The following is a 13485-nucleotide window of genomic DNA, read 5'->3' as shown; positions in this document are numbered from 1 at the left end:
TATGAGCATGCATTACATCAAAATCATGGCCTTGCTGATATTTTTATCTGCAGTGCAAATGGCTATGGCACAGGTCAGCGTGGTTAAGCTTAATAAAAGATCGATACCCGCGTCAATTAAATATAAAGGAGATATTGTTAACGCGGTACGCTTTACAGACAACGAAGGTGAGCATTTACTAATCACCACCGAAACAGGAATAACCGACCCCAGAGGTGACAGCGAAGACGGCAATGGACGCGATGCGGCACTTTATGCTTATCAATACACTGTAAAAAGCACTGGCAGCCTGCAGCTAAACTGGCAAATGGTTGATTTTGTGAAGGATTGCCAGGTCGACCTGGAAGCGATATATATTCCGGGGTCATTTGCGGTTACCGACCTGGACAGGAATGGTAAGGCCGAAGTATGGCTGATGTACAAAACATTATGCGCCGGTGATATCAGCCCCGGCGAAATGAAGATCATTATGCATGAGGGCGGTAACAAATATGCCATAAGAGGGCAAAACAAAGTTAAAGTGGGCCCTGGCGATTATGATGGCGGCAAATATACTTTTGATGAGGCTTTCAAAACAGGTCCCGAGCTATTCAGAAAATATGCCCAGGAGCTTTGGAGAAGGAATATCTGGGGCCCGCGAGTTGATTAATTTATACGCACAGTAATTCAACATGAAAACAAAATATTTATATAACATCGCGTCGGCTGTCTTGATGCTGACCGCGTTTACTCTACCTGTCCGTGCCCAACTTGGTGCAAACCGCGAAACTTTTACCCGTGCCGATAGCCTGCGCGGCAGTTTAACACCGCTACGCACTTGTTACGATATCAATTACTACCACTTGGATGTGAAGTTTGATATCGATCAAAAATATATCAGCGGCAGTAACCAGTTTAAGTTTACAGCCACCCAGGATTTTACCAAACTCCAATTCGATCTGTTTGCGAATCTCAAAATAGACAAGGTAGTTTATAAAGGTCAGGAGCTGCCTTATACCCGCGAATTTAACGCCGTGTTTATCACTTTCCCGCAAACCATCACCAAAGGCACCGCCGATGAGTTTACCGTATTTTACTCCGGTAACCCTACCATTGCCAAACACGCTCCCTGGGATGGCGGCATCGTATATACCACCGACTCTTTAGGCAAACCATGGGTGGCTACTGCCTGCCAGGGTATTGGCGCCAGCATCTGGTGGCCTACTAAAGATCATCAGTATGACGAGGTGGACAGTGCCCTCATCAGCATCAGTGTACCTAAAGGTTTAAAAGACGTATCAAACGGCCGTTTACGTAAGGTAACCAAATTAAAAGATGGCTATACCCGGTTTGACTGGTTTGTAGCCAATCCCATCAACAACTATGATATTGAAGCCAACATTGGCGATTATGTACACTACGATGGCGTTTATCAAGGAGAAAAAGGTAAACTGACCACGGACTACTGGCCGCTAAGCTATAACCTGAACAAGGCTAAAAAACAATGGAATGAAAATGCTACCAGAATGCTCAAATCATTTGAGTACTGGTTTGGCCCTTATCCGTTTTATGAGGATGGTTATAAACTGGTAGAAACCCCGCATCTGGGCATGGAACACCAAAGCGGTACCGCCTACGGCAATCATTATCAGAATGGTTACCTCGGTCGCGACCTTTCGGGTACGGGCTGGGGTTTAAAATGGGATTTTATTGTGGTTCACGAGAGCGGGCACGAGTGGTTTGGTAACAACATCACCTCCAAAGACGTAGCCGATATGTGGATCCATGAGAGTTTTACCAATTACTCCGAATCGTTATTTATAGAAACCTATTACGGAAAACAGGCCGGGCAGGAATATGTACATGGCACCCGTTTGGCTATACAAAATGACAGGCCCATTGTTGGCCCATACGGCGTAAACCGCGAGGGATCTGGCGATATGTATTATAAAGGCGGCAACCTGCTCAACATGATCCGCACTGTGATTAACGACGATGAAAAATGGCGCAATATTCTGCGCGGGCTCAACAAAACGTTCTACCATCAAACCGTTACTTACGACCAGGTGGTTGATTATATCACCACACAAAGCGGCATGAACCTGGCACCTATATTCGATCAGTACCTGCATTATAAAAACATTCCTATCCTGGAGTTTGTGAGCATCAAAGGCAGAATACTTTGCCGCTGGATAAATGTAAGCAGCAAGAAGTTCAACATGCCGGTAAAGGTTAAAGTAAAGGGGGGCGATTACAAATTCATTACCCCTACAACCAGCTTAACGCCACTAAAACTGGAGGGTGCTACCGAAGATAATATCGAAGTAGATACTTTTAATTATTACATAGGGGTAGCACGTAATTAAGTTGTATTAGGTTAAAATATTGTTTGTCATCCTGCGCGATAGCGAAGGATCTGTTAGTGGAAATGCATGATCTATAATAGATCATGCGTTCCTCAGGATGACAAATAAGTTGTAAAAGCTTATTTATTTCAAAAACAGTGCAACCAATCGGCGCATGTTGCGTCTTATAAACAAATAATTAACGTTAACCATGAAATCACTAACCAAACTATTACTACTTGCAGCTTTAGCAACAGGCACTACCGGCTATACTTATGCTGCACCTGTTACTACTGTTAAAACCATACAACAAAGTACACAGGATCGTCATTTATCAGGATTCAGGGCTATTGACCTGGCTGGTTCTTTTGATGTTTATATTACCCAGGGCTCTACAGAGTCGGTAAAGGTGGAAGCACCGGCTAACGTTATCGATCGTATTGTTACCGAAGTAGAAGATGGCGTATTAAAAATACACAGTAAAAAAGATTCCAACTGGAATAACTGGAGCTTCGGCAATAAAAAAATGGTGATCTATGTAACCGCGAAGGACCTGAATGGCGTTTCGGTAACCGGATCGGGCGATATCTTTTTTAAAGATGGTATCAGCACCAACTCCTTAAAATTAAACATCACCGGATCGGGCGATATACAGGGCAAAGTGAATGTGAAGAAATTGGAAAGCAGAATATCAGGTTCTGGTGATATGAGCCTGTCGGGCCGTGCCGATGACTCCAGCGTAAGCGTAGTTGGCTCTGGTGATTTTAAGGCCCGCGATCTGGTAACCGTAAGCACCGCGGTACGTGTAGCAGGCTCTGGCGATGCCACCGTAAATGCCAGCAATAAAGTTGATGCCTCTGTAAGTGGCTCGGGCGATATTCGCTATACCGGCGGCGCCAAAAATATCAGCAGCTCCAAAGCAGGCAGCGGCGATATTTCAAGACTGTAACCTCACCCTGCCCTCTCCAAAGGAGAGAATTTCTGATTAGCACGGAGTTTAAAAATTAAAAAAGAGCGATAGCATTAATGCTATCGCTCTTTTTTTGCCAATATTCAAGTAAAGAACCCTCACCTTTGGAGAGGGCAGGATGAGGCTTTAAAACCTCGTATAAAAAGCTATCTGAGCCACGTGGTTCAGCGTATAGGCTTCGGCCAGGTTAATGTATTGGTTTAAATAACCGGCCTCCACATCAAACATTTTGCTCACGCGGTAGCCCAGTGCAACGTATGCCCGGTTTTGATCAAAGAAATGTTTGTTTACCCTGTTTTTGTTCTGAACATTAAAAAATATTTCGTTCTGCAAGGCCAGAAAGGGACCTTTGGCAAATACCGCCGAATCATTCTTAAACGGAATTATTCCTCTTACAAAATACCGGAAACGCTGGGCAAAGTAATCGTCGTTTTTGTTATTGGCAGTTTGCCCCAAAAAGCGTTGCTCCAAACGGAAACGGTGTGCTACGGCAATGTGTTTACCCAACTTGTGCGAGTAAGTGTACTGCTGCCATATCCGGTGTTCAGGCCTGAAGGTTTTGCTACCATCAGCGGTACGGCCGTTAGTAGCGATGTAGGCATAACCCAAAGCGGCTACCTTGTTATTGGCAAAGTAATAGTTGGCCGAAGGGCGCAACAGGGTGTGTTTTAAATAGCTCAGATCGTCATGCGAGCGAAATTGTCCGTCGAACGAATAGCCCCAGTGTTCAGACAGGCGTTGGCTGTGAAACCAGGCTGCCCAGCCCGAAAATTGATTCTCTTGTGCCAATAGCCTTGCAGGTGCTATAAACAGGCACACCAACAGAACCAGTAATTTGTGCTTTAATTGCATAGTATATGTGATTTGTGTTAAAATTAGTATCAAGTAGCTAGTATCAAGATTTTACTTCGGTCTTGATACTTGATACTAGCTACTTGATACCTAACTAAGGTTAATTTCTTTCTCTTTAATCCTTGAATCTGGCCAGAACCTTCCTGCCCAAATCAAACGTTACCCTAAAGGCTTCCTGATTACTCATCTGAAACCCTGGTACCTGGTGAAGGCTCAAAATAAACTGCCCTTTTATCCTGTTAGCTAAAAACGCGGTATAAATAATATCCAAACGGTTATAGGTTTTGAACTGATAAAACGAATCGCCGTACATAATGTGGCTGCCCTGGCCTTTATAAAATTCATCATACAAAGCAAACTGATGCCAGCCAAAATAAGCGTTGGCTATAAAGCCTGCTGGTTTTTGAAAACCATCAACCCCACGAACTCGCTCAAACGACATCATGCCGCCTGCTTCTACTGATAACGAATCTAAAAAGGTTTTATGACTGAAATCTAAACCTAAACGGATCTGGCCACCGCCATTGTCCTGGATATGATCATTGGGGATAGGCACACCGGGACCAGCATCATGCAACAATAAAAAGTAATGCGATACATAAAAAGGGCCAAAAAGTGATGGGCGGTATTTACCCGAAAAGCCAAACAGGAACTCCTCACGTTGGGTATCGGTTTGGTGGCTCACCCAGTCAATCCAGCCGGTTTCGGTAAAGTGCTCGTTATGATAGCGGGCCAATAAGCCTTCTACGTTGGGGCGATAATAACGCAGGGTATCGTTCAGCAAAGCACGGGGATAATCGTCAAGCAAGCCTTCGCGCGGGAAAGCACCGGCGTTAAACAACCAGCTTTTGCCGGTATAGCTATAGTAAGCCACAGGGTTAACCTTTGCAAAATAAGACTGTCCGCCAAAATCATGCAGAGCGTTGGCACCTACCACAAAATGATGTACGCTATCGATATTCAAGCCCAGATCAAGCTCGGTACGCACACCAGAGTAGGTGTGTGACCGCTCTGTAAAAGGTTTATACTCGCGGTTATCAAGAAAACCCATCCCGTTAAAATGGATGTCGAGGCTATTTTGTGCCCGGGCAGCGGTACTGCCTATGAAGATAATAATTGCAACTAAGTATAGTTTTTTAAACATGGGGTGATGATTTATTTAACAGTAAAAGTGATCATACCGCTGTTTCGTCCTCCGGCAAAGGGCTCGGTGCGTAACGAAAATAGCAGATCATAGCGCCCCTTTTTAAGGGGCGCCGTAAGTGTAAATTTATATGGTGTGGTTTGTCCTGGCTGCAAGGCAATATGATAAAAGCTGTCGCTGGCTTTCTGCGTATTGACCAGATCTGAATTTTCAAAAAAGCAGGCCTCCAAATAAACAGGCGGCTCGCCAGGTCCATTTCCAAAATTAATGGGAAAGCTATAGGTATTTTTAAACGACAGGTCAAAGGTGAGCCGCTGTCCCGGCGACGCGGTTACCTTATACGACGAAGGTTTGAAATCAATTTTCTGGTAGGTACGCACATTATTTACCCAACCGGCATACCAGTTGCCAACCGGCGTTTTAATGGTATCGGGAGTTACTCCTGGTATACGATCTTCCATCACCAGGTATGCCTTTTTATGTTGTATACTATCATCAATGGGCCATATATCATATTGGGTACGGCGGTAATAGCGCGCATCGTAATTGAGTCCCTTGACCGTATTGTTATAAAAATTATATTTCGACGGATTCTGAAAGCCTTCACAAAATATCACATAATTATCGCCAGCCTTATCGCGTACAGTTTTGGCCCAGTCCTTAAAACCGAAAAAGCTTCTGATAGCCCCAACTTCCATTATAAATGAAGGCCCCCATACAATCAGCAACCTAAGCGTTACGATCAAAGCCATATTGACTATAGCCAGGCGATTGAACCATGTAGGCCAGCCGCTTTGCGCGAAATGAATAAGCACCAGCATACATATAGGCACATATACAATAAGTGTCCAGTGCAATTGTACCTCGCCTTTAAATGAGGTGAGGAAAAAGAAAAGCAATATGCCTATACTGTTCACCAGCAGGGTGCGCATAAAGGTATCTTTAATACGTACGGTAAAGCTTTTATAAAATAAAAACCAACCGATGAGCGGTCCGGCCATCACCAGTTGCCCTAAAGGGTACTGATAGGAGTAGGAAAAATCGTAAGTTTCGGCCGAACGTTCGGAAAGATGGTATTTGATGGATGGATAATCATGGTTAACCTGCCACAAAATATGAGGTGCGTAAAAAGCCACAGCTAATATTACAATACCCCAGAATGATGGCCGTTTTAATAACTTCAGGTTTGATAGCAGCGTAAATCCTACAACCAAAACACCATGATACTTGCTGTAGAGCAAGCCTGCAACAATTAGTGCCAGTATCAGCGCGAGCGGCCAGCTATCCCTTTCGGCATACTGCTGGTAGAAAAAGAAAAACAGGGTAGTAAATAATAACAGCGGCACATCGGGAGTGGTGGTAAAGCCGTAGATATGGAAAACAAATATCCCGGGTATTACCAGGATAAAGGCTTTGGCGCTTACCTTGTATTTTTTCAGCATCAGCCATATCAGGTATAATGATATCGAACTGCTGAGTACGGTGAACAGCCGCAAACCAAATTCATTATGCATGAGGCTGTAGCCGGCTTTGATGAACAGGGCCACCATGGGCGGGTGATCATAATAACCCCAATCCAAAAACCGCGAGTACATCCAGTAATAGGCCTCGTCGGCGTGTATCTCCAGGGTAGCGGCTTGCAATACATTCAATGCCGTCCAAAGCAATAAAAAATAAATAACGGGGCGGTTATAGTTTACCGGGGCCTGCGTGTTATTTAAATTACTTTCCTGCATTAATATCCTGAAAATTGAATTGGCAAAGGTATGATAAAAGATATAAGCCTTAAAATGTTAGTAATCATGATTAAGTAAAATACATGTATTCTTCATAATTAAACGTGAGTTCGATATAAGAAATGTAGCGCAATACCAATAAAAAAATGTCATTTCAAACGAGGTACGAGGAGAAATCTTTTGCGATACACTGATTTAAAAGGCATTGAGTAAAAGATTTCTCCTCACCCCATCACTTTGTCCGTCGCTGTTTGTCGAAATGACATGGAGGTTTTCTTATATCGAACTCACGTTAATTCAAATGAGCGGGTAAGGCGAAAGAGAAATTTACAGGCAACAAAAAAAGGCCTTCTTAAACAAGAAGGCCTTTTTACTATAAACTCTTTTATAAACTATTATTGTGCAGATAAAGCCGCGGCACCGCTCACAATTTCGGTAAGCTCGGTGGTGATGGCTGCCTGGCGGGCTTGGTTGTAGGAAAGCTTAAGGGCTTTTAACAATTCGCCTGCGTTTTCGGTAGCCTTATCCATAGCGGTCATACGGGCACCATGTTCAGATGCGTTAGAGTCTAACACAGCACGGTATAACTGGATCTTGATATTTTTAGGTATCAGTTGCTCCACAATTTCTTCTTGCGAAGGTTCCAGGATATAATCAACATTAGCTGCTTTTACCTCGTCCTTTTTCTCAGGTTTTGGCACTGGCAACAGTTGCTCGGCAATTAAATACTGTACAGCGGCGTTACGGAAGTGGTTATACACCAGCTCAACACGGTCATACTTGCCATTAACAAAACCTGCCATAATGCTTTCGGTAATTTTGGAAGTATTTTCAAAGTTAAGCTCATTGTACAGATCGTTATTGTTACCAATTACGTTGTACTTACGACGCTCATAATACTCCTGGCTTTTTTTACCGATAGCCACTATCGAAACATTACCGGCCTGCAATTGCTTGCTGTATTTTTCGGCAATAAGATTGTTAGCTGTTTTTATCGCGTTGGTGTTAAAGGCACCGGCCAAGCCACGGTTTGAGGTTACTACAACCACCAATACACGCACGGGCTCGCGCTCCTGCAAATAAGGTGATGAGCCATCCTCTAAACTTGCAGATAAGTTAGCCAGTAATTCCTTTAGCTTATTGGCATAAGGGCGCAATTGTACAATAGCATTTGTAGCACGTTTCAACTTAGCCGCCGAAACCATTTTCATGGCCTTGGTGATCTGCTGGGTTGATGATACAGATGTTATCCTGTTTCTTACTTCTTTTAAATTAGCCATTCTTCTTTTTTAGTATCAAGTATCGAGTATCAAGATTTTTGTACCTGAACACGCTTACTAATGGTACCTATATTTTTTATCAAGCAGTTAGTATCAAATTTTCAAAAGTACTTGATACCTGATACTAACTACTTGATACTACTAATTAATAGTTACTTGCCAGTTCTTTGGCTACAGTTTCTAATACGCCGGTGATCTGATCGTCGAATTTACCTGCTTTAAGTGCAGCTAATGTTTCTGGGTGACGAGCTTCTAACTGGCTGGTAAACTCAGCTTCAAATTTCCTGATATCTTTTACAGGTACACTACGCATCAGGTTTTTAGTACCTAAATAGATGATAGCAACCTGTTTTTCAACAGATACAGGAGAGAACTGACCTTGTTTCAATACCTCTACGTTACGCACACCTTTGTCCAGTACCGTTTTGGTTGAAGCGTCCAAATCCGAACCGAATTTAGAGAATGCTTCTAATTCGCGGTATTGAGCCTGATCCAGTTTCAAGGTACCGGCTACTTTTTTCATGGATTTGATCTGCGCGTTACCACCCACACGTGATACCGAGATACCTACGTTAATAGCCGGACGAACACCCGCGTTAAACAGATTTGATTCCAGGAATATCTGACCATCTGTAATAGAAATTACGTTGGTTGGGATATAAGCAGATACGTCACCAGCTTGTGTTTCGATGATAGGTAAAGCGGTTAATGAACCACCACCTTTTACGATACCCCTGATAGACTCAGGAAGATCGTTCATTTGCTGCGCGATAGAATCGTTAGCGTTGATTTTAGCGGCACGCTCTAATAAACGGCTGTGCAGGTAAAATACGTCACCCGGGTAAGCCTCACGGCCCGGTGGACGACGTAATAACAACGATACCTCACGGTAAGCAACAGCCTGTTTTGATAAATCATCATAGATGATCAAAGCTGGTCTTCCGGTATCACGGAAGTACTCGCCGATAGCAGCACCAGCAAACGGAGCAAAGAACTGCATTGTTGCAGAATCTGAAGCGTTTGCAGCTACAATGATAGAGTATGGCATAGCACCATTTTCTTCCAGTGTACGTACAATGTTAGCTACTGTACTTGCTTTTTGACCGCAAGCTACATATATACAGATAACCGGCTGACCGGCATCATAAAATTCTTTTTGGTTGATGATGGTATCGATACAAACAGCGGTTTTACCAGTCTGGCGGTCACCGATTACCAGCTCACGTTGTCCGCGGCCGATAGGGATCATCGCGTCGATAGCTTTGATACCAGTTTGCAGAGGCTCAGTTACCGGCTGACGATAGATTACACCAGGTGCTTTACGCTCCAATGGCATCTCGTAAGTTTGACCAGTGATTGGGCCTTTACCGTCAATTGGGTTACCCAGGGTATCCACAACACGACCTAACATACCTTCACCTACGTTGATAGACGCGATACGGTTGGTACGTTTTACGGTATCACCTTCCTTAATATCGTCAGATTTACCTAACAATACCACACCCACGTTATCTTCTTCAAGGTTAAGCACGATACCTTGCAATCCTGTGCCAAATTCTACAAGCTCTCCTGATTGTACTTTTGTCAATCCATAAACGCGTGCAATACCGTCACCCACCTGGAGTACAGTACCCACTTCTTCTAATTCAGATTCTGACTTGAAGCCTGCCAATTGCTGACGCAAAATTGCCGATACTTCGTCTGGTCTTACCTCTACCATTGTTTAAAATTTATTTAGAGTTTTAGTGTTAATATTAAACTGCCTGTTCGGCAAATTCTTTCTTTAATTTTCTCAGGCTGGCTGCAATGCTGGTATCTACCTGCCTGTCGCCAACGGTTAGCACAAAGCCACCAATCAGTGATGGGTCAACTTTAGCTTCCAGTTCTACTGTGCCGCCAATTGTCTTTTGCAATTCGGCAACCAGCGTTTGTTTGTTAGCTGCAGAAAGCTCGGTGGCCGAAGCAACTTTTGCTTTGGTGATATGCCTCTTGATATTATACAGGTTAATGTATTCAAGCGCGGTAGTATATAAAACCTCACCACGGCCTTTATTAACCATCAGTTTAAAAAACGCGATAGTAGCCTTGTTCACCTTTCCCGCGAATACCTCGTCCAGTATCTTTATTTTTTTGATGTGGGCGATGATCGGGTTACTTAAAACAGCTTTAAGTTCGGGGCTTGCCTTAAGGGTATGTAAAAACAGATCCATATCGGCCTTGATCACATCAACAATATCTTGTTCCTGTGCAAGGTCAATCAATGATTTGGCGTACCTGGTTCCTACTGTTAATTCTGACATATCTTTTTTATTTGGGAATTGGGATTTTCGATTTCGGATTTCTGCCCGATGGATAAATTCAAATTCACTCTTTATATAAATTATAACAATTTCAAAAATCCGAAATAACAATTCCGAAATTCGAAATCACTATAATTTCACTTCTTTTAATAGTTGGCTTACCAGTTCGTCTTGTTTCTGGTGATCTTCAAATTGCTTGCGTAATACTTTCTCAGCAATTTGTAATGACAGTGTAGCTACCTGATTTTTAACATCAGCCATAGCTATTGATTTCTGATTGTTGATTTCCACACGGGCCAATTCAATCATACGTGCACCTTCTTTGTGGGCAAGCTCTTTAGCATCAGCTATCATTTGCTCCTTAACTTTGCGGGCGTCAGACAGGATCTGATCGCGCTCGGCACGGGCTTGTTTCAGTAACGACTCATTCTCGTTGGTTAAACGGGCCATTTCATCTTTAGCAGCTTCGGCTTTTGACAATGAATCTTCAATAAAACGTTCACGATCATTAAGGGCTCCTAAAATAGGTTTCCAGGCAAATTTTCCTAATATGAATAACAGGATCAAAAATGATAATGTCGTCCAGACAACCAAACCAAGATCGGGTGTAACTAATTCCATAATTCTGTATAGATATTTACTTTATATGTTTATTCTTTTTTCAGCAGATTAAAACAAGCCCGGAGCCAATCGCCCCGGGTTGTTCTTTTTCTTTTTCTCTAATAAATATTAGAGCAAAGCAACTACCACAGCAAACAAAGCAACACCTTCTACAAGGGCCGCAGCGATGATCATGTTAGTTTGAATTTTTGAGGCAGCTTCTGGCTGACGGGCGATACCTTCAACGGCTTTACCACCGATTTGACCGATACCAATACCTGCGCCGATAACAGCTAAACCTGCACCAACTGCACCAAGTTTTTCAAGGCCAGAAGCAGCGGCTGCTTGTGCAATTGTTCCAATCATTCCAATCATTGTTTGATAATTTAACGTGTATATAATTATAATTAATTCAGATTAATGGTGATGCTCTTCAACAGCCATCCCGATAAACAGGGATGTAAGCATCGTGAAAATAAAGGCCTGCAAAAACGCTACAAGCAATTCAATACAATCCATAAACACCACGAACGGAACAGAAACTGTCGACATCCATGCGGTTTTAAAGATAAATATTAAAGATATTAAGCTTAATACAATGATGTGACCGGCTGTAATGTTGGCGAACAAACGGATCATCAACGCAAATGGCTTTGAAATAATACCGATGATCTCAACCGGAACCATGATAGGATATAACCACAATGGAATACCCGGCGCAAAAATGTGTTTCCAGTAATATTTGTTACCGCTAAAGTTAATAACGATCAGAACAATAAAAGACAATACCAATGTTACCGCAATATTACCAGTTAAGTTAAAACCTCCCGGGAAGAAAGGAACCAAACCTAATAAGTTATTGATCAAGATAAAGAAGAAGATGGTTAACAGTAAAGGCATGTATTTAGCATACTTCACACCTATATTAGGTATAGCCACATCGTCTCTTACAAAAAGTATCACCGGCTCCAGTAATGACTGCAAACCTTTTGGAGCCCTACCAGAACGTTTTTTATAAGCTGATGCCACAGCGAAAAATATGATCAATAATACGATCATCCCCATCCACATGCTGATCACATTACGGGTGATAGAAAAATCATATACCTTGGCTTCTTTGTTAATTTCGCCTGTTTCGTTAACAGCAACTACCTTTTTACCTTCCAGTTTATAGCTGTAATGTTCGCCTTTGTAAACCGGGGCTTCGTGACCCTCGCCATGATGAAAGCCTAATTTTTCAGAAGAAAAAATCTCCAGACCCTTATCTGTGTACAGAATAATTGGCAAAGCAACAAAATGCTCGCTCATAAACGGTACAGATACCGGCCAGGAGTGAGAGTCGCCGATATGTTCAAATACCAACTCTTTAGGATCAAATCGTTTTTCGCTTGCTTCAGCAGCCTTTTCTTGTGAAAAAGATAATGTTGGCTTAACACAGAAAAGCAAAAAAAGCGCGGAAATCAGTAATGGTTTAAATATTTTTGAGTTCAAAATCGAGCTATTATTCATCTAGATGAAGTTTTCTACCTTATTTTTTGGTTGCGCAAGTTACGTAACAAACCATAAATTTCAAAACCCATATTTAAGAAATATATATAAAAAAAATCGGCCACAAAAACGTACTTGTTTACCTTGTTTTTTAACAGAAAAATCAGAACGAAAAACATACAAGCCAACAGTTTAACCGTTGTAGCGGCCAAAAACGCCTGTGCATACATTTCTTTATTGATTTTGGCCACCATCAGGATAGCAATTACCGTTAAAAAGGTAAGCGCCGAAAAGAAAAAAAACATAAGCCAAAACTTTGGCGTGAGTAAGTTACCGTAGCCGAGGTGCGGCAATACCAATGGGGGCGCCGCTATGATAATAATAAACGATAAGTAGGATAATACAGTAGGTAGTACTTTCAACTTTTTACAGATCTGATAACAATATACAATGCAATAAATACCCCGATAAGCGATAGCACAGCTGTTACCCATTTTACCTGGTGCGCCATGGACTCATCAATTTTATAGCCTGCAAAAGCAAACAGACCAATAACGGCTATCATCTGAAAAGCCACACCGCTGAATTTGGCATAGCTGTTCATCTCTTTACCAATTCCGGATTCATCGTCCTGCTGTTCTTTTTTAGCCATGTGCAAATTTATAAAAAGCTGGTGGTCTGCACCAGAATTATCGGAATTAAAGAATTAACAGAATAATGAATCTGAGTTACGACATTCTGAGATCTAACACCTGAAATTATCGGTATCATCAAAAACTAACAACGGTTAA

At 42.4% G+C, this 13485-nt stretch carries 14 protein-coding genes; 3 read left to right on the top strand and 11 right to left on the bottom strand.

The genetic code is table 11. The features are described 5' to 3' along the window. The first annotated feature begins 7 nt into the window (after positions 1-7). From ACTJKG_RS24405 to ACTJKG_RS24395, 3 genes are all read left to right on the top strand, one after another. The gene (locus ACTJKG_RS24405) at positions 8-649 is read left to right on the top strand and encodes a M949_RS01915 family surface polysaccharide biosynthesis protein (protein WP_440740644.1); all 642 of its coding nucleotides are present in this window, start codon (positions 8-10) and stop codon (positions 647-649) included. Between the two features lie 22 nt (positions 650-671). Next, positions 672-2345, top strand: coding sequence for a M1 family metallopeptidase (locus tag ACTJKG_RS24400; protein WP_440740643.1), 1674 nt, complete (start codon positions 672-674; stop codon positions 2343-2345). Positions 2346-2535: 190 nt separating this feature from the next. Then, entirely contained in the window at positions 2536-3273 is a 738-nt protein-coding gene (locus tag ACTJKG_RS24395) for a head GIN domain-containing protein (protein ID WP_172337738.1), read from the top strand. Between the two features lie 147 nt (positions 3274-3420). Here ACTJKG_RS24395 and ACTJKG_RS24390 read toward each other — a convergent pair whose 3' ends face one another. From ACTJKG_RS24390 to ACTJKG_RS24340, 11 genes are all read right to left on the bottom strand, one after another. Beyond that, positions 3421-4146, bottom strand: a complete 726-nt coding sequence (locus ACTJKG_RS24390; RefSeq protein WP_440740642.1) for a DUF2490 domain-containing protein — start codon at positions 4144-4146, stop codon at positions 3421-3423. A gap of 115 nt (positions 4147-4261) precedes the next feature. Next, a complete protein-coding gene (locus tag ACTJKG_RS24385; protein ID WP_172337740.1) occupies positions 4262-5290 on the bottom strand; it encodes a hypothetical protein in 1029 nt (342 codons plus the stop codon). An 11-nt stretch (positions 5291-5301) separates the two neighbouring features. Next, positions 5302-7026, bottom strand: a complete 1725-nt coding sequence (locus ACTJKG_RS24380; protein WP_440740641.1) for a glycosyltransferase family 39 protein — start codon at positions 7024-7026, stop codon at positions 5302-5304. 395 nt (positions 7027-7421) lie between these two features. After that, a complete protein-coding gene (gene atpG / locus ACTJKG_RS24375; RefSeq protein WP_172337742.1) occupies positions 7422-8306 on the bottom strand; it encodes an ATP synthase F1 subunit gamma in 885 nt (294 codons plus the stop codon). A 145-nt stretch (positions 8307-8451) separates the two neighbouring features. Then, positions 8452-10026 carry a F0F1 ATP synthase subunit alpha gene (gene atpA, locus ACTJKG_RS24370; RefSeq protein ID WP_172337743.1) on the bottom strand — a complete coding sequence of 525 codons (1575 nt, stop codon included), beginning with the start codon at positions 10024-10026 and terminating at the stop codon, positions 8452-8454. A gap of 34 nt (positions 10027-10060) precedes the next feature. After that, positions 10061-10606 (bottom strand): ATP synthase F1 subunit delta, encoded by a 546-nt coding sequence (gene atpH, locus ACTJKG_RS24365; RefSeq protein WP_440740640.1) that lies wholly within the window; start codon positions 10604-10606, stop codon positions 10061-10063. Between the two features lie 129 nt (positions 10607-10735). Further along, entirely contained in the window at positions 10736-11227 is a 492-nt protein-coding gene (locus ACTJKG_RS24360; RefSeq protein WP_172337745.1) for a F0F1 ATP synthase subunit B, read from the bottom strand. A 108-nt stretch (positions 11228-11335) separates the two neighbouring features. Continuing rightward, the gene (gene atpE / locus ACTJKG_RS24355) at positions 11336-11572 is read right to left on the bottom strand and encodes an ATP synthase F0 subunit C (protein ID WP_172337852.1); all 237 of its coding nucleotides are present in this window, start codon (positions 11570-11572) and stop codon (positions 11336-11338) included. 51 nt (positions 11573-11623) lie between these two features. Then, positions 11624-12697 carry a F0F1 ATP synthase subunit A gene (atpB, locus tag ACTJKG_RS24350; protein ID WP_440740639.1) on the bottom strand — a complete coding sequence of 358 codons (1074 nt, stop codon included), beginning with the start codon at positions 12695-12697 and terminating at the stop codon, positions 11624-11626. A 32-nt stretch (positions 12698-12729) separates the two neighbouring features. Continuing rightward, complete coding sequence (locus tag ACTJKG_RS24345) at positions 12730-13116, bottom strand: hypothetical protein (RefSeq protein ID WP_172337747.1); 387 nt, start codon at positions 13114-13116, stop codon at positions 12730-12732. After that, on the bottom strand, positions 13113-13346 hold the full coding sequence (locus tag ACTJKG_RS24340; protein ID WP_172337748.1) for an AtpZ/AtpI family protein: 234 nt from the start codon (positions 13344-13346) through the stop codon (positions 13113-13115). The genes ACTJKG_RS24345 and ACTJKG_RS24340 overlap by 4 nt, the downstream gene beginning before the upstream one ends. Positions 13347-13485 lie beyond the last annotated feature (139 nt).

It is taken from the genome of Mucilaginibacter sp. 22184 (assembly GCF_052045695.1).
In the GTDB taxonomy this organism is placed as follows: Bacteria; Bacteroidota; Bacteroidia; order Sphingobacteriales; family Sphingobacteriaceae; genus Mucilaginibacter.
This window is presented reverse-complemented; position numbering and strand designations above follow the sequence as displayed.

Coding starts and splice junctions, on each gene's coding strand:
- ACTJKG_RS24380 (WP_440740641.1), bottom strand. CDS start 7,026: ATGCAGGAAAGTAATTTAAATAACACGCAGGCCCCGGTAAACTATAAC.
- atpE (WP_172337852.1), bottom strand. CDS start 11,572: ATGATTGGAACAATTGCACAAGCAGCCGCTGCTTCTGGCCTTGAAAAA.
- ACTJKG_RS24400 (WP_440740643.1), top strand. CDS start 672: ATGAAAACAAAATATTTATATAACATCGCGTCGGCTGTCTTGATGCTG.
- ACTJKG_RS24405 (WP_440740644.1), top strand. CDS start 8: ATGCATTACATCAAAATCATGGCCTTGCTGATATTTTTATCTGCAGTG.
- ACTJKG_RS24395 (WP_172337738.1), top strand. CDS start 2,536: ATGAAATCACTAACCAAACTATTACTACTTGCAGCTTTAGCAACAGGC.
- atpH (WP_440740640.1), bottom strand. CDS start 10,606: ATGTCAGAATTAACAGTAGGAACCAGGTACGCCAAATCATTGATTGAC.
- ACTJKG_RS24340 (WP_172337748.1), bottom strand. CDS start 13,346: ATGGCTAAAAAAGAACAGCAGGACGATGAATCCGGAATTGGTAAAGAG.
- ACTJKG_RS24385 (WP_172337740.1), bottom strand. CDS start 5,290: ATGTTTAAAAAACTATACTTAGTTGCAATTATTATCTTCATAGGCAGT.
- ACTJKG_RS24360 (WP_172337745.1), bottom strand. CDS start 11,227: ATGGAATTAGTTACACCCGATCTTGGTTTGGTTGTCTGGACGACATTA.
- ACTJKG_RS24390 (WP_440740642.1), bottom strand. CDS start 4,146: ATGCAATTAAAGCACAAATTACTGGTTCTGTTGGTGTGCCTGTTTATA.
- atpA (WP_172337743.1), bottom strand. CDS start 10,026: ATGGTAGAGGTAAGACCAGACGAAGTATCGGCAATTTTGCGTCAGCAA.
- atpG (WP_172337742.1), bottom strand. CDS start 8,306: ATGGCTAATTTAAAAGAAGTAAGAAACAGGATAACATCTGTATCATCA.